Annotated in this window: 19 protein-coding genes; 5 read left to right on the plus strand and 14 right to left on the minus strand. The window is 37.9% G+C overall.

What is annotated here, in order from left to right:
* Position 1 precedes the first annotated feature (1 nt).
* Both AC1DDK_RS13855 and hutU read right to left on the minus strand, forming a co-directional pair.
* Entirely contained in the window at positions 2-655 is a 654-nt protein-coding gene (locus AC1DDK_RS13855; RefSeq protein WP_288884280.1) for a TetR family transcriptional regulator C-terminal domain-containing protein, read from the minus strand.
* 111 nt (positions 656-766) lie between these two features.
* On the minus strand, positions 767-2,419 hold the full coding sequence (gene hutU, locus AC1DDK_RS13860; protein WP_288884281.1) for a urocanate hydratase: 1,653 nt from the start codon (positions 2,417-2,419) through the stop codon (positions 767-769).
* Positions 2,420-2,578: 159 nt separating this feature from the next.
* Here hutU and AC1DDK_RS13865 point away from each other — a divergent pair, with 159 nt between their 5' ends.
* From AC1DDK_RS13865 to AC1DDK_RS13875, 3 genes are all read left to right on the plus strand, one after another.
* A complete protein-coding gene (locus AC1DDK_RS13865; RefSeq protein WP_288884282.1) occupies positions 2,579-3,661 on the plus strand; it encodes an RNA-guided endonuclease InsQ/TnpB family protein in 1,083 nt (360 codons plus the stop codon).
* A 116-nt stretch (positions 3,662-3,777) separates the two neighbouring features.
* Positions 3,778-4,122: a hypothetical protein gene (locus tag AC1DDK_RS13870; RefSeq protein WP_288884283.1), complete on the plus strand. Its 345-nt coding sequence runs from the start codon at positions 3,778-3,780 to the stop codon at positions 4,120-4,122.
* A 124-nt stretch (positions 4,123-4,246) separates the two neighbouring features.
* Positions 4,247-6,568: a TonB-dependent receptor gene (locus AC1DDK_RS13875; protein ID WP_337717293.1), complete on the plus strand. Its 2,322-nt coding sequence runs from the start codon at positions 4,247-4,249 to the stop codon at positions 6,566-6,568.
* Between the two features lie 65 nt (positions 6,569-6,633).
* On the opposite strand, the gene hutH is transcribed toward AC1DDK_RS13875, so the two are convergent.
* Complete coding sequence (hutH, locus tag AC1DDK_RS13880; RefSeq protein ID WP_288884364.1) at positions 6,634-8,124, minus strand: histidine ammonia-lyase; 1,491 nt, start codon at positions 8,122-8,124, stop codon at positions 6,634-6,636.
* A gap of 88 nt (positions 8,125-8,212) precedes the next feature.
* Between hutH and AC1DDK_RS13885 the strand changes: the two genes are divergently transcribed.
* Positions 8,213-9,202, plus strand: coding sequence for an alpha/beta fold hydrolase (locus AC1DDK_RS13885; protein WP_288884365.1), 990 nt, complete (start codon positions 8,213-8,215; stop codon positions 9,200-9,202).
* On the opposite strand, the gene AC1DDK_RS13890 is transcribed toward AC1DDK_RS13885, so the two are convergent.
* Positions 9,197-9,976: a M90 family metallopeptidase gene (locus AC1DDK_RS13890; protein ID WP_288884366.1), complete on the minus strand. Its 780-nt coding sequence runs from the start codon at positions 9,974-9,976 to the stop codon at positions 9,197-9,199. The two genes, AC1DDK_RS13885 and AC1DDK_RS13890, sit on opposite strands and share 6 nt — an antisense overlap.
* Before the next feature lie 3 nt (positions 9,977-9,979).
* A complete protein-coding gene (locus AC1DDK_RS13895; RefSeq protein ID WP_288884367.1) occupies positions 9,980-10,993 on the minus strand; it encodes a Gfo/Idh/MocA family oxidoreductase in 1,014 nt (337 codons plus the stop codon).
* A gap of 134 nt (positions 10,994-11,127) precedes the next feature.
* Between AC1DDK_RS13895 and AC1DDK_RS13900 the strand changes: the two genes are divergently transcribed.
* A complete protein-coding gene (locus AC1DDK_RS13900; protein ID WP_048907844.1) occupies positions 11,128-11,472 on the plus strand; it encodes a hypothetical protein in 345 nt (114 codons plus the stop codon).
* Positions 11,473-11,550: 78 nt separating this feature from the next.
* Here AC1DDK_RS13900 and AC1DDK_RS13905 read toward each other — a convergent pair whose 3' ends face one another.
* The 9 genes from AC1DDK_RS13905 to AC1DDK_RS13945 form a co-directional block, all read right to left on the minus strand.
* Positions 11,551-12,231 carry a YiaD family glycine zipper/OmpA-like lipoprotein gene (locus AC1DDK_RS13905; RefSeq protein ID WP_099440429.1) on the minus strand — a complete coding sequence of 227 codons (681 nt, stop codon included), beginning with the start codon at positions 12,229-12,231 and terminating at the stop codon, positions 11,551-11,553.
* A gap of 169 nt (positions 12,232-12,400) precedes the next feature.
* Positions 12,401-13,099 carry an ABC transporter ATP-binding protein gene (locus tag AC1DDK_RS13910; protein ID WP_172661828.1) on the minus strand — a complete coding sequence of 233 codons (699 nt, stop codon included), beginning with the start codon at positions 13,097-13,099 and terminating at the stop codon, positions 12,401-12,403.
* Positions 13,100-13,101: 2 nt separating this feature from the next.
* Positions 13,102-14,574 carry a DUF5687 family protein gene (locus AC1DDK_RS13915; RefSeq protein ID WP_172661827.1) on the minus strand — a complete coding sequence of 491 codons (1,473 nt, stop codon included), beginning with the start codon at positions 14,572-14,574 and terminating at the stop codon, positions 13,102-13,104.
* A gap of 1 nt (position 14,575) precedes the next feature.
* A complete protein-coding gene (locus AC1DDK_RS13920; protein WP_337717295.1) occupies positions 14,576-15,856 on the minus strand; it encodes a replication-associated recombination protein A in 1,281 nt (426 codons plus the stop codon).
* Positions 15,857-15,902: 46 nt separating this feature from the next.
* Complete coding sequence (locus AC1DDK_RS13925) at positions 15,903-17,135, minus strand: DEAD/DEAH box helicase (protein ID WP_172661825.1); 1,233 nt, start codon at positions 17,133-17,135, stop codon at positions 15,903-15,905.
* Between the two features lie 55 nt (positions 17,136-17,190).
* On the minus strand, positions 17,191-17,577 hold the full coding sequence (locus AC1DDK_RS13930) for a bactofilin family protein (protein ID WP_172661824.1): 387 nt from the start codon (positions 17,575-17,577) through the stop codon (positions 17,191-17,193).
* Complete coding sequence (locus tag AC1DDK_RS13935; protein ID WP_288884325.1) at positions 17,577-18,413, minus strand: M23 family metallopeptidase; 837 nt, start codon at positions 18,411-18,413, stop codon at positions 17,577-17,579. Before AC1DDK_RS13935 ends, AC1DDK_RS13930 begins: the two co-directional genes overlap by 1 nt.
* Positions 18,414-18,503: 90 nt before the next feature.
* The gene (locus tag AC1DDK_RS13940; RefSeq protein ID WP_172661822.1) at positions 18,504-19,238 is read right to left on the minus strand and encodes a DUF4197 domain-containing protein; all 735 of its coding nucleotides are present in this window, start codon (positions 19,236-19,238) and stop codon (positions 18,504-18,506) included.
* Positions 19,225-21,120, minus strand: a complete 1,896-nt coding sequence (locus tag AC1DDK_RS13945) for a YfbK domain-containing protein (protein WP_477633946.1) — start codon at positions 21,118-21,120, stop codon at positions 19,225-19,227. Before AC1DDK_RS13945 ends, AC1DDK_RS13940 begins: the two co-directional genes overlap by 14 nt.
* Positions 21,121-21,214 lie beyond the last annotated feature (94 nt).

The following is a 21,214-nucleotide window of genomic DNA, read 5'->3' on the forward strand; positions in this document are numbered from 1 at the left end:
CTTAAAATCTCATCTTCTCTTTAAAATGCCCGTTCCTTGAGAGGAACTTTCCATATTCCAACAGATTGTCGATAGGTGATCTTTGAAATAGGTCAAAGGTTACATTTATGCCTTTTTCTATTGCCTCATCAGTTTTTTCAAATCCCGTACTATCATCACTAACCCAGAATTTTACTATAAAAGCAAATTGAATCCAAAGGGCGTCTTTATACCTTTTGCTGAAAAATTTTCTTTCTGCCAATTCTCCTGTTTCCAGGCCTTCGTTCAAGATCTCTTCAGCAAAATGTTCAAATATTGGTTTTACTCCCGAAAGTGCGTCAGGGGTCGAGAATCTATCTTTAGTTGTTTTAAGGCTATAAATTACAAAGCTTCTTTGCTTTTTGAGTACTTCAACATAGCTATAGAAAAAAGCAAGGATTTTATCTCTGGATGAGTACTCGTTCCAGACCTCCTGCTGCTGTAAAGTACCAATGGTTTCTACTATTAATTCTACCCATATAATCTTTTCTATACTTTCAAAAGAGGCGTAAAACTCATAAAAATCGGACTCAGATATCTTTAATTTTTTAACAAAACTATAAACTGATTTAGGTTTCTCATCGTTCATTAAAACGTAATCGATGTAACCATTTCGAATTTGCTGAGCAGTTGCCATTTCCTTTTTATTTATATAACGTATAAGTAGTTAGCATGTTTCAAAAACCAATTAAAGGTATTGAATTATTCTATCATCGTTTTGTAATAAAACGTTGAACGGAGCTGGATTTTACAGGCCTAAACGATGTTTTCTTAAGGTGTCCTTTGCAATATCATATCCCGCATCAGCATGCCTTATAACCCCCAGTGCCGGATCATTATGTAGCACACGTTTAATTCGCGCTTCAGCATCGGCAGTACCATCAGCAACTATTACCATTCCAGCATGTATGGAATATCCAATTCCAACTCCTCCACCGTGATGAAGTGAAACCCAGCTTGCTCCACCAGCGGTATTAATTAATGCGTTAAGAATGGGCCAGTCTGCCACAGCATCTGAACCATCCAGCATTGCTTCTGTTTCCCGGTTTGGCGAAGCAACAGAACCTGTATCTAAATGATCTCTACCGATTACAATCGGAGCTTTTACCTTTCCTTCGGCCACTAATTTATTAAATGCAACGCCAGCTTTTTCGCGTTCTCCCTGTCCAAGCCAGCAAATTCTGGCAGGTAAACCCTGGAATGCAATTCGTTCCTGGGCCATGGTAATCCATTGTTTTAAACTTTCGTTTTCAGGAAATAATTCGAGGATCAATTTGTCTGTTTCGTAAATGTCTTGTGAATCCCCGCTTAAAGCCGCCCATCTAAAAGGACCTTTGCCCTCACAAAAAAGTGGACGAATATAAGCTGGAACGAAACCAGGGAAGTCAAATGCATTTTTAACACCGACTTCCAGTGCGCGCCCACGCAGATTGTTGCCATAATCAAATGTGATGGCTCCTCTTTTCTGTAATTCCAGCATTTGCCGCACATGCTTAGCCATTGTAGCATAAGAGCGCTCTACATACTTATCAGGATTTGCAGTACGCAAAGCATTGGCTTCCGAAACACTCAATCCTTCAGGGAAGTATCCAATTAAAGGGTCGTGTGCCGAAGTTTGATCAGTTAAAGTATCAGGTGTAATACTTCTATCTATCAATCGCTGTAATAATTCAACTGCATTACAAACCACACCGATGGATAATGCTTTACCTTCTTGTTTGTATTGCAATGCCCTGTCAATTGCAGCATCTATGTTATGTTCAATTTCGTCGATGTAACGAGTTTCTAATCTTTTCTGAATGCGCCATTCTTCGACTTCAGCTGCCAGGCATACACCCATGTTCATTGTTATTGCGAGTGGTTGGGCACCCCCCATACCCCCAAGTCCAGCCGTAACATTTAAAGTGTTTTTTAAGTTACTGCCAAAGTGCTTTTTTGACAATGCCGAATAGGTTTCATAAGTGCCTTGTACGATGCCCTGCGAGCCTATATAAATCCATGAACCCGCTGTCATTTGACCATACATCATCAAGCCCTTATCTTCCAGCTCATCAAAGTGCTGTTGGGTAGCCCATTTTGGTACTAGTTGGGAGTTCGATATCAATATCCTTGGTGCATCTTTATGCGTTGGTAATATTCCTACTGGTTTGCCAGACTGTATTAACAGCGTCTCCGTGTCTTCCAGGTTTTGTAAAGCTTTAATGATTAACGCTAAGGCTTCTTTATTTCTTGCTGCTTTGCCTCTGCCACCGTAAACAATAAGCTCTTCCGGACGCTCTGCAACCTCTGGATCAAGGTTATTCAATAACATTCGCAACGCGGCTTCCTGTACCCACCCTTTGCAGGTTAATGTGGTGCCGATTGGTGTATTTTTTTTACTGAGATCAAGATTTAAATTCATAAAAAGGCTGCGGAAACCCACTCATCGCCTAAGCGTGGGTGGGGGGAAAGCAGCTATCCCCTAATTTTAAAATTAAAATATTACTATTGTTTTTAGTCAATATAGCTATTGTTTTTAGTTATTTAATTAAGTCCGTACATTAGTATTGTGAAATTGGTATTGAAAATAAAATTGCTTCCAACTGCTGAACAAACCGAGTTGCTTCTGGAAACCTTTCGGGAAGCAAACCTTGCTTGCAATGCGATTTCTGAGGTCGCTTGGGAAAAGCGTATTTTCAATAAATTCAAACTCCATTACCAGCTTTACGATTCTTACAAAGGTAAATTTGGGCTTTCTTCCCAAATGCTTGTACGCGCATTTACAAAAGTTGCCCATGCTTATAAATTGGATAAGAAAACCAAACGCGCTTTTAAAACAATGGGAAGCATTACTTATGATGCGCGTATCATGACATACAAGCAGGATCATGTGGTCTCTTTGTGGTGCATAGGTGGTCGTCAAAACATTCGCTTTATTTGTCACAACCCCGATTATATTCCATACCTCAAAGGTGAAGCTGATTTGGTTTATAAAAAAGGCAAATTCTTTCTTTATCAAACCCTGGACATTCCAGAACCAGCTGCACAGGATATATCGGGATTTATCGGTGTTGATTTTGGATTGACCGATATAGCCGTTACCTCTGATGGCGGTAAACACTCCGCTGACTGGATGAATCAATACAGAGAAAAAAGACAAAAGGTTCGTAGTTCTGTTCAACGCAAAGGCACACGCAACTCCAAAAAGTTGAGCAAACGGCTTAGTGGCAAGGAACGAACTACATCTGCTATAATCAACCACACCATTTCCAAATCGATTGTAAAATCCGCTAAGGATCAAAGAAAAGGAATTGCTATTGAAAACCTGACGAACATCCGATTTAGTTCTAAACCGAGAAATAAAAAGTTTAGAACAAAACTTGGTCGTTGGTCTTTTGCACAGCTTCGTTCTTTTCTGGAATACAAATGTCGTTTGAATGCTGTTAAGCTGGTCGTTGTAGAACCTGGATACACTTCTCAAACCTGTAATTACTGTAGATACATTGGTAAAAGAACCAATAAGGTTTTTAAGTGTACAAATAAAAATTGCAAAGTGGATGTGATCGATGCGGACTTTAATGCTGCTCAAAACATTGCTTTGCTTGGGGTTGCTGTAAATCTGCCCGAAAGATACGATAGGTATAGTTGTACTGTACATTATTGATGTCTAAAGCCCAATCCATCACAAAGTGCGGTTGGGTAGTTTACAATAGCAGTCATATAAAGGCAATGTTACCAGACAAATGTATATAATTATATAGAATTGGTTAAGTTTGGTTTTTGAAATTGAAAGAAAAGGTTTTACATATCAATAAAGCTATCTCGATCGTTTTGTTAATGGTCTTTTCCATTGCACTTACGCCATTTAGCATTCTTCATAGTCATCATGAGGAGGAGACACAATGTGCAAAAAATGGAGAGACCTGTAAACATCAATTTCACGTGCGCACGCATGCTGATACTTGTTTAATATGTGCGGCTCATTTCGAAAAAGACTACATCACCACTCACTCTCATTACACTTTATATCAGGTTAGCAAATCTGGTTTAAAACCTGTAGAGGCAATCAGCAATTCTTATGCTGACTTAATCCGTTTAGGGTTAAGAGGCCCACCGATAGCTTAATATTTCTTTAATTTATTACTTGTCATGACGCTGCATGGATTTTGTGCGTTGCATCATGATTTTATACACTCAATTGAAGCCGACTTGAACATTCAGGGAGGTTTGTAATCATATAATTATATTCATGAAAAAGATACAATTTTTAATAGTTGTACTACTATATACGTTTTTCTCTGCAACTGGTTTTGCTGCTGAATTAATAGAATTGAAAGGTAAAGTTGTGGATGCAGAAACCCAACAACCGTTACCAGGGGCATCGATTTTAATTCCAGACCTTCGGGTTTCTGTTATGACGAATGAATCGGGTGAATTTACCTTAAAAAATGTACCCGCTCGCGGAAGCTTCCTTGTACAGATTAGATATGTAGGTTATCAAACAATAACCCAAATTGTCGACTTTAAGAATGTAGGGTCGATGGAATTTGCCTTAAAGTCAAGCGTAATAGAGGGGCGGGAGGTAGTTATAACAGGATCGGCAAATAGTTCCGATAACAAAAAAAATAGCACCTCTATAGCAACCGTAAGCAAGGCTGATTTGCTGTATCGTCCTTCAACCAACTTAATAGATGCTATATCTCGTACACCTGGCGTATCTCAAATCACAACTGGAGCTGGAATATCAAAGCCGGTTATCCGTGGCTTAAGCTACAATAGGGTAGTTACACTAAATAATGGTGTTAAACAACAAGGACAGCAATGGGGAGATGAGCACGGAATTGAAATTGATCAATACAGTGCAGACAGGGTTGAAGTATTAAAGGGCCCGGCAAGTTTAATGTATGGATCTGACGCTTTAGGTGGGGTTATTAATATCCTTGATGCGCTACCGGCTCCAGAAGGGACCATAAAAGGAGAGTTTTTAACGAATTATGCCACCAACAATGGTTTGACGGGTAGCTCATTAATGCTTCAAGGTAACGAAAACGGATTTGTTTATAGAGCAAGGGGTTCGTATAAAAATGCTTATTCTTATCAAACACCAACAGAATATGTTCCCAACTCAGGATTTAATGAATCTAACTTTGAAGGACAGATCGGGTTAAACAAAAGATGGGGTTATGCGCATTTGGATGCATCGAGTTTCCGCACTAATATTGGGTTCTATGAACCGGCGAGAAATGAAGATGGGCAACTTGTGAACGAAGATGGAGCTCCATTTACAGATGAGCAGAATAAAGACAGGACGCTAGCATTTCCAAAACAAGATGTCCGTCATTATAAAGTTGCCTTAAACAGTAATATTTTATTAGGTGAAGGCAGTCTAAAAGCAACTTTGGGCTATCAGCACAATTTAAGAAGAGAACTGGAGGCGGCAGAGGAAGATCCCGCTTTGTTTTTAAATAGTTATACCTATAGCTATGATTTAAAATACTCTTTTAATGAAGTGAATGGCTGGGCTCCTGTAGTAGGTGCTTCGGGCGAATTCATTCATAGTTTAAATACAGGTGGACAAGAGCAGCTAATCCCAGATTTTGACAGTCAGGCATTTGGAGGGTTTGCTTTTGTTAAGAAAACATGGGACAAAAACACTTTTAACATTGGTGCCAGGTTCGATTATAGAAAAATGATCGGCAAAGATTTTCATACTGATGATGTAGATTTTGGTGCGTTTAGCAACAAATTTTCGCACATTACCGGGGCCCTTGGCTATACCCATGAATTTAATGATGCATTAAGTTTTAAGGCTAATGCCGGAAGCGCTTTTAGAGCACCAAATATTGCAGAGTTATCATCTAACGGCGTACATGAAGGAGTATTTCGTTATGAGGTAGGTAATCCAAACCTTAAGCCAGAGCAGAGTTATCAGTTTGATGCCTCTTTTGATTACGAGAACAAGTATCTAAGTGCCAGTTTAGGTGGTTTTGCAAATTATATTAATGATTATATCTATTATAATACCAGCGGGGAAACGAAAGAAGTTGATGGCAGAAATTTCCCAGTCTACAACTTTGTTCAAGATAATGCCTTTTTAAGAGGTATAGAGGCCTCCTTAACATTACATCCTGTAAGTTTTATTCACTTAGAGAATGGATTCTCCTTTACAAGAGCCACCAATCGTACTACTAAGGAATCTCTGCCCTTTATTCCTGCGGCAACTTTACGCAACGAATTGCGTTTCGAGCCAAAAATAAATGGCACCGAACATTCTTATCTTTCTGTTGGTATTGATAATTTCTTTAAACAGAGTAAAATTGACAGTTTTGAACAGCCTTCATCTGGCTACACGCTTTTAAATGCAGCAATTGGAACAACCGTTAAGTTGAGTAAAACTCAAGATATTACGGTTTATATTGCTGGTAAAAACTTGCTGGACAAAGCTTATTATGATCACTTAAGTCGATTTAAGCCTGGAAGGTTAAGTGATGAGGACCCAACTCTTGGTATCTATAATCAGGGACGAAATGTTACATTTGGAGTGAACATCCCGTTTACTTTAAAAAAGTAACCCATTGATGAGGAAAATAAGAGAGGGGCAAATATCAAATTTGCTCCTCTCTTATTTTTAAGTTATCATACTCCCTTATATACATTTAAAAACTGTACAGATTTTTGTATTTCTATGGAAAGTAGTCTGTCATTTTCATGGGCCGGAATTTCTTGCCTGAAAGCAAAAATCAACTTCTCCAGTTCAGGAGAAGTTTTAAGAGGTCTCCTGAATTCTAAAGCCTGCGCTGCGGTTAACAGCTCAATTGCAAGAATTCTTTCTAAATTATTTACAACCCTCAAGCATTTAGTTGCTGCATTTGCACCCATGCTCACATGGTCCTCTTGCCCGTTACTAGATACGATGCTATCTACGGATGCCGGTGTGCACAGTTGCTTGTTCTCGCTGGCAATGGATGCCGCAGTGTATTGCGTTATCATCAGCCCTGAATTTAACCCTGCATTTTTAACCAGAAAAGGAGGTAAGCCTCTTTGTCCGGAGATCAGTTGAAAAGTTCTTCTTTCGGAGATTGATCCAAATTCTGCTAAAGCAAGACACATAAAATCCAGCGTTAATGCCAATGGTTGCCCATGGAAGTTACCGGCAGAAATGATCCTGTCCTCATCCGGAAAAACATTCGGATTGTCTGTTACCGAGTTAATCTCCGTTTCAAAAACAGATTGTATATAATTAATGCTGTCTTTACTTGCTCCGTGGACCTGGGGTACACACCTAAACGAATAAGGATCTTGCGTTTGTTTGCCTTTTTGCTTAATCAATTCACTCCCTTCTAGCCATTTGCTAATATTAGCAGCAGTTTGAAGCTGGCCTACATGAGGCCTTATGAGATGACTAAGGTCATCAAATGGATCTATTCTGCAATCAAAACTATCAATAGAAGTAGCTGCTATGGCATCTGCCCACTTTGCAAGATGCTGCGCTTTAGAAATGCAGTAAATTCCATAGGCACTCATAAATTGAGTGCCATTTATTAGCGCAAGCCCTTCTTTCGATTGTAGAACGAGTGGCTGCCAGCCCAATGTAAGGTACAGATCAGCAGTTGCAATCTTTTCTCCTTTGTAAATTACACTACCTTCACCTATTAGTGGTAAAGCAAGGTGTGCCAGAGGAGCTAAATCTCCAGATGCACCTAAAGATCCCTGGGTATAGATTACAGGTAGAATGTCGTTGTTGTAAAAGGCTATAAGTCTTTCAACCGTAGTTAATGCTATTGCAGAATGTCCATAACTAAGCGATTGTATTTTCAGTAAAAGCATTAGCCTTACAATTTCTGCAGGAACTTCTTCTCCCGTTCCGCATGCGTGAGATAGAAGTAAGTTATGCTGTAATTGAGATAGCATTTCGGCCTCGATCTTTACATTTTGTAAATATCCAAAACCCGTATTTATTCCATATATCGGAGCGTCATTATGATTTAATTTATCGTCCAAATACTTTCTGCACTTTTCAATTTTTTCAATAGCACTGTCAGATAGTTCGATGGTTTGCTTTTCGGCGATGATTTTTGTGATCTGGGCAAGGCATAACCTTTCCTGACCTAAATAATGAATGCTCATTCTTTGTTTATATTTTAGCAAAATTATAAATAATGCTTAAGTTTAGAACTTTCACTACCTTATTATTGTTTCATTTTAAAACTAACCTATGTTAAAAACAATATCCTTATCCTTCTTTCTTTTATTCTGTGCAGCTGCCTCAGTATTTGCTCAAAAAACAGATACCATTTCCATCAACTTAGAAAATGTTAAATATGCTTATCCCGTAAAATATTTTGCCGTTAATACAGAGGGGCAAGACCTTCGCATGGCTTATATGGATATTCCTCCAACCCAACTTAATAACGGAAGAACAGTGGTGTTGTTTCATGGTAAAAACTTTGGAGGATATTACTGGACAAATGTTATAAAAGCACTCACAAGCAGAGGGTTTAGGGTTATTGTACCCGATCAGATCGGGTTTGGTAAGTCGTCAAAGGCCTTTATCCATTATAGCTTTCATCAAATGGCCAAATGGAATAAAGAGTTGTTGGATGGTTTAGGTATTACAAGAGTTAGTGTTCTGGGCCATTCTATGGGGGGCATGCTGGCTACCAGATTTGCACTAATGTATCCTGAAAAAACCGAGAAACTATTGCTTGAAAACCCTATTGGATTAGAAGATTATCGTCGTTTTATACCTTATTCGACTACCGAAGAACAATATAAAAGGGAATTAACAGCAACCGCTGAAAGCATTAGGAAATATTATCAAGGGTCTTATTTTACTGTTTGGAAAGCCGAGTATGAGGAACTAGTCCGTATTGCCGGAGGAGTAACCTATAGTGGTGATTTTCCACGGTGGGCAAAAGTTGCAGCCATGACGTATACTATGATCTATGAACAGCCTGTGGTTTATGAATTCTATAACATTAAGGTGCCAACAGTACTGTTTATTGGTAAGGAAGATAAGACCATAGTTGGAAAGGGGCTGCTTAGTCCTGATCAACAAGCTTTATACGGACAATATAAACTTTTGGGTAAACAGACTGCTGCTAAAATACCAGGTGCGAAAATTATTGAATTCGAAGCTTGTGGCCATATTCCACATATAGAAATATCTACTGAATTTAATGTAGCGCTATTGGGTAGTTTATAATGTTTTCTTTGCCGGATTCTGTAAAAATATTTTAGATAAGATGTTGTATAGTTCAGGATGTTTTACATTAAACTGTTCAGGTTTTTCAAAGAAATATTCTGAAACTACGGCAAAAAACTCTGCTTCATTGGTTATGGCATAAGGGTTAATATCTGATTTGCCATTTTCAATGCGCTGTATCTCCTCATGGATCATTTTAACCCACGGAATGGTATACTCGTGTTTTAATAAGTTCTCAGGTACTCCATCGGTTGCTCCGTCAGACTTGTCCAGCAAATGAACAAACTCATGAATTGCAGTGTTCTCTTTATCTGCACTATTTGAAAAACCTTGAAGAAGGGCAGATCTCGATAAGATCATCTGCCCGTTCATAAATCCGTTACCTACCATCCCCATAACCCTTCTTTCTCCACCTTCGTATTGAAATTCAGTATTAAAGGTGTCTGGATATAAAACTACATTGCTTAAATTATTATACTTCCAGTTGTCAAAACCAAAGACTGGAATAATGGCACTCGAAGCAATTAAAAGTTTATCTAAAACGGTAATCTCAGTTCCAACACCTTCAATTCGGACGTAGCTTAAAAACTCGGAAAGTTTCTGTTCAAATCTGGGTTTATCGTCTACTTCCAGTTGTTGATAATAATTTACATTCTTAAATAACAACTGTTTATCCCACTCGCTTAAGGTCACATAATTATGGCGGTTATCTTTTCTAAGTATAAAATAAACTACCAGAAGTAATATTGGGATAAGAATAAATAAACCTTCCATTTATTATGCTTCCAGAATTTCTAATTGAGTAATCACCTGATCTTGAGTAACCGGATAAGGAACATCATTAACAGCACTCTGATAAACTGCCTCGAATAAAGGTAGGTAGCTTCCTCTTAAAGAAGGTACTGAGTGCACCGTTTTATTTCCTTGCTCATCAATTAATGTCAATTTGCCTTCTTTTCCTTCAGGTTCAATTCCATAGGCGCTGTCAGAAAGTTTCATTCTTTTTAACAGCTGCTCTTCTTGAATATCAGTTCTTTCTTTATGTAAAGATCCTTTTTCACCATGTAATACAAAAGCTGGAAGTGGATCAACCAATAGCAAATTAGAGTGGACAAAAACATTGACACTATTTGGGTAACCTAAATGGATAGAAAAGTAATCATCAACTTTAGTATCCTTACGGTTTTTGCCTAGAATTTTATGAAATGTTTCTGGTTTTCCGAATATGCTAATTGCCTGATCTAATAGGTGCGGTCCAAGATCATACATTAATCCGCTTGCTGCTATGGGTTCCTCTTTAAAGGTTTTAGGTCCTATGGCTAATCTATATCTATCATAGCGGAAGTGAACTTCGTTCAGTTTTCCAAGCTTTCCACTTTCTATAACTTCACGTACAGCTATGTAATCACTATCCCATCTTCTGTTTTGGTAAAAGAATATTTTTTTACCCATACGGTCAGCCAATTCGAAAAGTTCCTTTGCTTCTGCTGATGTAGCAGTGAATGGTTTTTCTACTAAGATATGCTTTCCAGCACTTAGCGATTTGGTAGCATAATCAAAATGGGTATAGTTCGGCGTGTTTATAATGATAAGTTCAATAGCTTCATCAGCTATTAAGTCGTCTATTGTATTATAACTAATTACACCAGGATAATCATCCGCGGCTTGTTTTTGGTTGCGTTCAGTTACAGCATGTAATTTAAAACCTGGGTGTGCATCAACAAAAGGGGCATGAAATACCTTTCCAGACATTCCGTAGGCCATTAAGCCTGTTATAATTTTTTTTTCCATTTTAATATAAATTTCCTTTTAATCCTTCGAAGCTATTATAACCTCCGTAACATTGTGCTAAAAATAAGAAATCACTTTACTAAACGCTTAATATTATTGTAATAAAGCTTCATGTCTAATTGTATCTTTGTAATATGAAACCTGCAGAAATACATGCGAAATGGAAAATTTTGCAACAAAAGATAGCACAGGAATTTGATTCTGATGTACCTGATCTAAAAGTTATACTGTTTTTGATTGGTGTTCAGGAGTTAGGGAAAGGTCCGGGAAAATATAGTAAACGTCAAAAAGAGGAGCTAATGCATATTGCCACCTGTCGTTTATTAAGTGAAATGGGATTCTACGAGTTAGAAGGATTGGATCAGGACGGATGGCCTCATTGGAAACTTGTAAAGCCGGTTCCTTCGTTTGCAATGATGGAGCAGGAATTACTCCTTAAATCCCTTGCTATACATTATTTTGAAGATATCTACCAATAGGAAGAATATCATAAAAAGTAAAAAACCCGAAGTACATAGTACGACGGGTTTTTATTTTATAGGTAGATGTAAATGTTCTTATTTGCCTTGTTGTTGAGCTTCTTTTTTCAATTGATCGTTAGCAACGATAACAACTTCAACTCTACGGTTAGCAGCTCTTCCTTCTTCAGTTGCATTATCAGCAATTGGCTCAGAGAAACCTTTACCTAAAGTGATCAAACGTGATGAAGGAACACCTTGAGAAACTGCATACGCTTTAACAGCGGCAGCTCTTCTTTCAGATAATGCCATGTTATAGGTTTCAGTACCTTTGTTATCAGTATGACCAATAACTTTAATGTCAGTTCCAGGATATTGATTTATTGACCCAGCTAAAGATTTAATATTTGTTTTAGCCTGAGCAGTTAAATCTGATTTGTCAAAACCAAAAAGAATACCACTATCAAACTTAACGATAATACCTTCACCCTCACGGATAACTTCAGCATTTGGGATAGCATTCTGTATTTCAGCAGCTTGTTTATCCATCCTTTTACCAATAAATCCACCGGCTGTACCACCAACTGCAGCACCAATAATAGCACCTACCGCTGTATTACCCGCTTTTTTACCGATAATAGCACCAATCACACCACCCGCTGCAGCTCCAATACCTGCTCCTTTTTGTGTTTTTGTTAAACTATCGCAACCTTGAAATGCCATTGCACCAAGAGAAAGAGCGATACTAAATGTTGCTATTTTAAATTTTGAAGTAATCATAATATAATTGTTTGTTTTACTTTGAGCCTAACTCAAACCTAATGCCAGTTTTATTGTTTCATATTTTTATTGTCCTGCACCGTCAATTTTTGCAAACATAAATGTTACAAAAGGACAATGGCGTATTTTAATTTGTATGAAAGCGACCAAAATTCAGTACAACCACCTATTATTCTGAAAAATATTCTTCTAATTCTTTCAAGGTGTTTTCATCTGTAAGAAAATCTTTAATTACCAGGCCTTTTTCTAAAAGAATAATCCTGTCACAAACATCTGTAACGTGATTTAAGTCGTGACTGGATATTAGCGTTGTCATTTTGTGCTCCTGTTTCAAATTCTTAATTAATGATTTTAACCGAATTTGAGTAGTAGGGTCAAGATTAGCAAAAGGCTCATCCAATATTAACAATTCGGGGTTCTGCATAAGCGCTGCGGCAATACCAATCTTATTTTGATTGCCCTTTGAAAAATCACGAATATATTTGCCTTTATTAAGGATTTCATCATTAAAGAACTCAATGTATTGATTTAGATAATCCATTACATGGGCCGGACTAAAATTATGCAGACCTCCAATAAAAGTAAAATACTCTTCGGCAGTTAAATAATCTATCAGAAAACCCTCATCAAGATAAGATGCTGTGTAGTCTTTCCATTTATCGTGTTTTGCAACATTCTCTCCTTTGGACAGGATCTGACCTGCATTTGGGCGAATCAGATCAAGCAGCATTCGAAATAGCGTTGTTTTTCCTGCTCCGTTATTTCCTACCAGGCCGATGGTTTCTCCGGCATTGATCTGTAATTCTTCAATATTTACGACGGTTTTATTCCCGTATATCTTTTTTAGATTTGAAATTTCTAGCATCATGGTTATTCTCTAAAGCCTTCGGCAATGTTATATTTTCTTTTATTAAATTGATTCACTAAAAAGGTTACCCAGAATTCCCGGGTTAAAAGAGCAAGGACACCCAATGTTCCCAATGCAGCAAGGCCCCAATAAGGGTGATCAACAAAGAAGAAAGGCAAGAATATTACATAAGGTAGCAAGAAATAAGGTAATCCTAAAACCCACTGACTTGCGCCCACCCCCTGAAAGTTAAATGTTGCAGCTTTGGTCAGGTCTATTGCCCTATAGTTGCGAGTTGCAAAATAGAGAACTATTATAGTTCCTATGCCAATATTGTATAGATAAGCAGCAAACTGAACAGCCAAAATCTTCCAGCTGATAAACCCGTAAAGACTTATGATCAATGTGGTAAAACTGGACATTACAGTGAATAGTAAAAACTTAGCTTTAATGAATTTTCTAAAGTCAATTTTGTTAACCAATAGCCCGTCAAAATGAGCGGCCTGCCAGCCAAACATAAATTGACCGTAAATACTAATTACACTGCCAGTCATAAAAACAGCAGCAAATAGCATGGCGGCAAAATTGTCCTTCTGTAAAAAATCTTTCTTGTAAAAAAGGAAGCCATAAAAAACAAAGATCACACACATAATGAGGCTAGATCGTGTCCTTTTATGTCTAAGAATTAATTTTAGCTCTAGGGCAACTAAAGTGCCTATTTCTCCAAAACGACCAAGGATAGGGTAATCCGTACTCGTTTTTTTCTCTTCATTTTTACTTAACTCCTCTGTATATAAGTTATTACGAAGATATCTGGAGTTCACAAGAAATATCACCAGGGCAATCCCACTAAACCCTAGCGCAACTAAAGGATGTAAAGAAATCACATTAAATATGCGGTTCGATATTGCCGAAATAGAAAAAACTTTAAAATACTCTAATAGCCCCAGTGTCAAAATTGAAGCAAGCATTATAGGTATAACCTTTAAATTGGATATACTCATTCTCTTTATGTAAAGCGCTGCGTAATTATTAAAAAGTGTAAGGGAAATAATAGAAACAATATACATTATTGCTACAAGTGAACCATGCACATCGGCTATTGCGGTTACACAAAAGGGAACGAATAAGAATAACGGCAAAATATTAAAAGCAGAAAATAATGCTCTTGCATTTAAGAAGTTAACTATAGTTTGTTTTGAGATTTTTAGATGTAAATAAGGTATAATACTCAGGGTGGGTAAATCCTGTAACTGAAGCCTCATCATCATTTCGATGGCAAAATAATATAAAATAAACCCATTAAATACACCGAATATATCTTTTCCAGGGAAGGATTTTTCAATCAGAATCTCGAGGCTAAGTCCGGCAATAACTGCTACTGCAAGCAAATACAGAAGGATAAAGCCAATAAAAATTTGTGCAGCAATGGATCCCCCTTTATTCTTAGAGCGCCAAAAGGCTTTCCATTGATGATGTAGAAAAGTGATGAGCATATTAATAATTGTATTTGTTTTTCCAGTTCTGTTTTAGTTTTTCTCTTAATTTTTCCTCAGCCGGATTTTTACCGGGGTCGTATAATTTGGTTCCGCTAATTTCTTCCGGAAGGTATTCCTGAGCGGAGAAATTTCCCTCATAAGCGTGCGAATATTCATAATCTTTACCGTATCCAATATTTTTCATGAGCTTGGTTGGTGCATTCCTGATATGTAGTGGGACTGGTAAGTTACCTGTTTGTTTCACCAAAGCCTGAGCTTTATTTATCGCTTCGTAAGAAGCATTGCTTTTTACCGAAGATGCCAGATAGGTAACTGCTTGAGAGAGGATAATCCTGGCTTCTGGATACCCTATCACATTTACTGCCTGAAAGCAATTGTTTGCAAGTAGCAATGCGTTTGGATTGGCATTGCCTATGTCTTCCGATGAAAGGATTAGTAGCCTTCTGGCAATAAACAAAGGATCTTCGCCACCTTCAATCATTCTAGCCAACCAGTAAACAGCCGCATTTGGATCGCTTCCTCTTATAGATTTAATGAAAGCCGATATAATGTCGTAGTGTTGTTCACCAGCCTTATCATACAAGGCAAGATTCTGCTGAGCATGAGCCAGAACGTTTTCATTATTCAACGTTAATTTATTGCCACCAATTCCATTAACTGCAATCTCCAAAACATTTAATAACTTTCTGGCATCTCCGCCAGATAACCTGATCAATGCTTCATGCTCTTTAATGGTGATCTTCTTTTCTTTTAAAACAACATCCTTTTTAATGGCGGTCTGTAATAAACCAGAGAGCTCTTCCTCATTCAGTGCTTTTAAAATATAGACCTGGCATCTGGAAAGCAAAGCTGAGATTACCTCAAAAGAAGGGTTTTCTGTTGTGGCTCCTATTAGCGTTACCAGGCCCCGTTCAACAGCACCCAATAAACTGTCTTGCTGTGATTTGCTAAAGCGATGGATCTCATCAATAAACAAAATGGGCAATCCCATTAAACTGTTTTTAAGTTGAGCGGCTCTGTCTATCACATCTCTTATATCTTTTACTCCTGAGTTTATAGCACTTAGATTAAAGAATGGACGATCAAGTGTTTGAGAAATGATATATGCAAGGGTAGTTTTGCCAACACCGGGAGGACCCCAAAAAATCATTGAGGGTAATTGTCCGCTTTGTATGGCCTTTCTTAGTACAGCATCAGGCCCCACTAAATGTTTCTGGCCKACATATTCGTCCAGATTTTGCGGACGCATGCGTTCAGCTAAAGGAGGGAGGTTTTGCATAAAAGTAAAGATACAAAACCCCAGTTTAAAATATCATAGTTTTATACTATGATCCCGTGTTTTTAGCGGGCTTTTTCTTCCAGAATTTACGTTTTGGTTTGTCGTGGCGAACAGGTCTTTCCGAAGAATCAGCTGCACTTTCCAGAGGGGCTTCACCAAGATGTTCCGGTAAAGACATTCTTTCTATTTGTTTTTCAATCAATTTTTCAATGCTTGCCAGTTTACGCTTGTCCCTGTTATTAACCAGAGTAATTGCAGTACCTTTAGTTGCAGCCCTGGCAGTTCTTCCAATACGGTGTACATAGTCCTCTGCATCGTGAGGTACATCAAAATTAATTACCAGATCAATTCCTTCTACATCAATACCACGACTTAGAACATCTGTACCAATTATTATAGGCAATTGTCTGTTTTTGAATTTTAATAATATGCTTTCTCTTTCCTTCTGGCCAAGATCCGAATGAAAAGCTTCAGCTTTAAGTCCCAGGTTTCTAAAAACTTTACCCAGGTTTTTTACCTTTTCTTTTGTCGATGCAAAAACAATAATGCTCTTATACTCATCTGTTTTTAGAATAGAAGAAAGCAATGGCACTTTTTGTTCATCATGTATCAGATAAACCTGTTGCGATATCCCTTCCGCCGGCTTAGATAGGGCTATGTTAATTTGTTCAGGGTGTTTTAGCAGTGTTCCTGCCAGCTTCCTGATCTTTGGAGGCATAGTTGCAGAAAACATTACAGTTTGTCTATTTTCAGGAAGATAGCTTACAATGCGCATAATGTCATCATAAAAGCCCATATCAAGCATCCTGTCCGCTTCATCCAATACCAAATGCTGCAATTGATCCAGCTTTAAAACGCCAGATGAAAGATGAGAAATCAGACGACCAGGAGTTGCAATAATAATATCCACCCCTTCACGCATCGATCTCTTTTGCTGTTCATAGGCAATCCCATCACCACCACCATATACAGTTAAAGAGCTGATGTTTGTGAAGTAAGAAAGCGCTTCAACCTGTAAATCTATTTGTTGAGCAAGCTCACGTGTAGGAGCAAGGATCAAAGTGTTATTATGACGTTCTTCTGTTCCGGCAATCATATTCATGATTGGCAGAAGGTAGGCTCCGGTTTTTCCGGTTCCTGTTTGTGCACAGGCAATTAAATCTTTTTTGCTTAAAATTAAAGGAATTGCCTGTTGCTGAATAGGTGTGGCATCACGAAAACCCATTGCCGATAACCCTTCAAACAAATCAGGGTTAAAATTAAAATCTTTAAAATCCAATATACTTTATGTTGTTTGCATTATCCGTATAAAAGTAACCTTTTTCTGCCACACATCAAACGGTTTTCTCTTCAACCTGAATTAGCTTTTTCATCTCCAGATTTCCATTGTATTGCGCACCGAATTCTATCTCCAGCGTTTCAGTTTTAATATCACCGTTTACTCTCCCCGTTTTTTTTATTTCAAGTTGGCTAACCTTTACTTTTCCGTTTACCGTTCCGTAAATAATGGCTGACGTAGTTTCAATATCACCTACAATAATGCCCTTTTCGCCCAAAATAATGCCATTTCCAGTCTTTACGTTTCCTGTTACTTTGCCGTCAATTCTTATAACCGATGCTCCTGTAAGCTCTCCGGTAACAACAAAACCGTCGCCTATTAATGTCGAAATTTCCTGTTGATTGATGTCTGGTATCTGAGACTGTTTGGTTTTCTTAAACATTATTCTATTGTTAAAAAAGATCTGGGATTGATTATTTTACCATTTTTATGGATTTCGTAATGTAAATGCGGACCCGTAGATCTGCCTGTAGAACCGATTTTTCCTATGTTATCGCCTGCTTTTACTTGTGTTCCTTCAGTGATTAATATCCTTGACAAATGACCATAGTAGGTTTCAAATCCATTGCCGTGATTAATCACAATGCAATTGCCATATCCACCTCTTCTACCAGCATAGGTTACCCGTCCGCTTGCAGTGCTTTTAACTATTTCACCACGTTTCCCCCTGAAATCTAGCCCTTTATGCGTCTCTACATTTTCTCCGGTAAAAGGATTTTCACGATGGCCATAGCCAGAAGTGATGGCTCCGAAATGGGGATAGCCCATTGGTGTAAAAGCCACATAGTCAATCATCTTATTAAGGTATCCTTCGTAGAACTCACCTATTTCTTCAACCGAAAGGATATCAGAATTCCCCTCGCCTCCTTCATTTTTAACAATGGTTTTTATACCTCTTGCTTTTAGAAATTTATTTATTGTAAGCAACTTCTTGTCGATGGACTCGTAGTGTTTTTTTAGGGCAGAAGTATCGAGAACTGTAGCTTCTTTTTTATTCTCCCGCAATTGCTTGCTCAAGAGTTCTTTTGATGATTCAACTAATGTCATATTGTATGACAGATAGATTATCATTCCAAGTAAAAAAACAAAAGTACCTAGTAATCCAAATACATATTTTTTCCAATGTAATATATAACTGCTTGGAACCTGTATTGGCTTATTTGAGTTCTGATTGTTGTTTACAAAGATGATGGTTGTTCTATCCTTCTTCCTTGCCATAGTTTAAGAATTTAAAATTTGTACGGATGCAAATATATCATTTTCAGGTTTATATAAAAGCATCCGTACAATTTGGCAAAGATATTAGTGCTACTTTTTCTTATCAGCGTAGCCAAATACTTTCTGTAACAAAGGTGTAGATCTGGCACCTATATTGTCTCTGATTTTCAGTTCTTCCTGGGCTACCTGTATAAACATTCCGTCGATAGCTTTTTGTGCTACATAGTCTGAAAGGTCTGTAGATACTGGTTTTACCAACGGAATCTTATTATACTGATTGGCGGCATCGCCCCAATATTTTGTAGCGCCAACCTTATTCAAACTTGTTGTAATAACAGGCTTAAATTTTTCCATCAGTTGAGCTGTTGTTACTCTTTTAAAATAATTAGTTGCAGCATCTTTGCTTCCAAAAAGTATGTTGGTGGCATCAGCAATAGTCATTTGTTTTATTGCAGATACAAATATTGGTTTAGCTTCTTTGGCTGCGTCCTCTGCTGCACGGTTTAAACTGGTAATTACATTATCTGCAAGAGAACCTAACCCAACACTGCGAAGCGTTTTCTCTACCTTTTGTGCCTCAGGAGGAAAGAGGATCTTAACGGCCATATTGCCTAAAAAACCATCCTTTGCCGAGAGCAGATCTGCTCCATGCGATGTGCCCAACTCCAAAGCTTGTTTAATCCCTAAGCCCATTTCACTTGTTGTTGGGGTGCCACCTGTTTGAACCTGATTTAATATCTTTCCAATTTGAGCCTGGCTCTGTACGTCACAACTGCTTAATGTTGCGGCTACTAATGCGAGCAGATAAATTTTAGTTTTTTTCATTTAATGCTGTCTTATCCTCCAAACTTAGCAAATCTTTAGCCAATAATTTGGCTGATTTAGCTAATTTGATGAATTCAGACCGATAGCCTTCATTATCATTTCCCATCGCTTTTTGTGCATTACGAATTACCTGGTCAAAGCTTGAGTTCTGGCGGAAATCGGATTGCCTTAACAACATCCCAAATTCAGCAACCGCAGCGCTAAATCTAAAGTTGTTAGTGGTTTTGTCGAAAGCAATTCTATTGTCAATTACTGGTTGTTCAATTAGCTTGCTCACATTTCCATCTGGTTGTTTATAACGAAGTTTAACAGTTAACAATTCCTTATTATTTCCTGAAATGACAGGCTTGTCGTTTTTCTGGTATTTCAAATCATCTATACTACCCGAAAAAATGCTCTTTACACCAACAGGTATAACTTCATATAATGCTGTTACCGTGTGACCAGAGCCAAGTTCACCTGCATCCTTCTGGTCATCATTAAAATCTTTAGCTTTCAGCATGCGGTTTTCATAACCAATTAATCTGTAGGATTGTACTTTCGATGGATTAAATTCTATTTGCAACTTTACATCTTTAGCTATGGTAAATAATGTTCCGCCAAATTCATTTACTAAAACCTTCCTTGCTTCGGTGATATTGTCTATATAGGCATAGTTCCCATTTCCTTTATTTGCAAGCACTTCCATTTTACTATCCTTGTAATTTCCCATTCCGTAGCCAAGAGTGGTTAAAAAGATTCCGCTTTTGCGTTTTTTCTCAATGAGCTTTTCCATATCATCATCACTCGATGCACCCACATTAAAATCACCATCGGTAGCCAAAATCACCCTGTTATTTCCGCCTTTTATGAAATTTTCTGAAGCCACCTTGTAAGCCAGTTCAATACCTTGCCCGCCTGCTGTAGATCCCCCTGCACTTAATTTATCCAGTGCATCTTTGATTTTGATCTTCTGATCTCCAGGAGTGGAGGGTAAAACCAAACCTGCATTGCCTGCATATACTACAATGGCTACCTTATCTGAAGATCTAAGTTGTTCAGCTAATAATTTAAATGACGACACGAGTAAAGGAAGTTTATTTGCCTGGGCCATTGATCCAGACACGTCGATGAGGAATACCAAATTTGAGGCAGGTAACTTCTCAGTAGAAATTTTACGACCCTGTAAGCCTATCTTTACCAGTTTATGCATTGTGTTCCAGGGAGCATCAGCTATCTCGGTTACAATATTAATCGGATCTTTACCTTTAGGCTGCGGATAGTCATAATCAAAGTAATTCACCATTTCTTCTATTCTCACAGCATCAGCAGGAGGCAGGGCTCCGTTGTTAATGAACCTGCGTATATTAGTGTAAGATGCGGCGTCTACATCAATAGAAAATGTTGAAAGKGGGTTTTTTATGGCATCCCTGAATCGATTTTCGTTAATAGAAGCATAAGATTCTGATGATTCAGTAACTGGAAGCGAGTTCATTACAACGGTCGATTGGCTGATGCCTCTTATATGAACCGCTCCTCTTAATCCCGGAGCTGCCATTGCCTTTTGGCCATAACCAACTATAACTTCTTCTTTCAGAGAAATGCTCTCTTTTTCCAATTTAACATTTAAAACAGTACCGTTAATTTTTAACGTCAAAGGTTTATAGCCAATGTATTCAAATGTTAAAGTTTGTTCGTTTTCCGGAACTKAAATGGTATAAAACCCATTTTTATTAGTTGATGCACTAATCCTTTTGTCATGTGAAAACACATCAACGCCCGCGAGAGGTGTTTTGTCATTTCTGTCAGTTACTATACCCCTAATAGTCCTAACCGAATTTCTGGGAGCTTTGAATGCGGTAAACAGTAAAACAATAAATATTGGTAACAATAGCTTTTTCATAATCGTCTGTTTTTCTAAATGATGTAAGCTTTGCAGAAATTCCACACCAGTGTCGAAAAATATTTTTATACTTGAGAAAATTATACCTGAAAGA

This window comes from Pedobacter sp. 05T44 (genome assembly GCF_056395985.1).

Excerpts from the sequence above, each read along its gene's own strand:
- AC1DDK_RS13910 (WP_172661828.1), bottom strand. The coding sequence starts at position 13,099 with ATGATGCTAGAAATTTCAAATCTAAAAAAGATATACGGGAATAAAACC.
- AC1DDK_RS13900 (WP_048907844.1), top strand. The coding sequence starts at position 11,128 with ATGAAACCTGCAGAAATACATGCGAAATGGAAAATTTTGCAACAAAAG.
- AC1DDK_RS13885 (WP_288884365.1), top strand. The coding sequence starts at position 8,213 with ATGTTAAAAACAATATCCTTATCCTTCTTTCTTTTATTCTGTGCAGCT.
- AC1DDK_RS13855 (WP_288884280.1), bottom strand. The coding sequence starts at position 655 with ATGGCAACTGCTCAGCAAATTCGAAATGGTTACATCGATTACGTTTTA.
- hutH (WP_288884364.1), bottom strand. The coding sequence starts at position 8,124 with ATGAGCATTCATTATTTAGGTCAGGAAAGGTTATGCCTTGCCCAGATC.
- AC1DDK_RS13940 (WP_172661822.1), bottom strand. The coding sequence starts at position 19,238 with ATGAAAAAAACTAAAATTTATCTGCTCGCATTAGTAGCCGCAACATTA.
- AC1DDK_RS13915 (WP_172661827.1), bottom strand. The coding sequence starts at position 14,574 with ATGCTCATCACTTTTCTACATCATCAATGGAAAGCCTTTTGGCGCTCT.
- AC1DDK_RS13935 (WP_288884325.1), bottom strand. The coding sequence starts at position 18,413 with ATGGCAAGGAAGAAGGATAGAACAACCATCATCTTTGTAAACAACAAT.
- AC1DDK_RS13875 (WP_337717293.1), top strand. The coding sequence starts at position 4,247 with ATGAAAAAGATACAATTTTTAATAGTTGTACTACTATATACGTTTTTC.
- AC1DDK_RS13890 (WP_288884366.1), bottom strand. The coding sequence starts at position 9,976 with ATGGAAGGTTTATTTATTCTTATCCCAATATTACTTCTGGTAGTTTAT.
- hutU (WP_288884281.1), bottom strand. The coding sequence starts at position 2,419 with ATGAATTTAAATCTTGATCTCAGTAAAAAAAATACACCAATCGGCACC.
- AC1DDK_RS13905 (WP_099440429.1), bottom strand. The coding sequence starts at position 12,231 with ATGATTACTTCAAAATTTAAAATAGCAACATTTAGTATCGCTCTTTCT.
- AC1DDK_RS13930 (WP_172661824.1), bottom strand. The coding sequence starts at position 17,577 with ATGTTTAAGAAAACCAAACAGTCTCAGATACCAGACATCAATCAACAG.
- AC1DDK_RS13895 (WP_288884367.1), bottom strand. The coding sequence starts at position 10,993 with ATGGAAAAAAAAATTATAACAGGCTTAATGGCCTACGGAATGTCTGGA.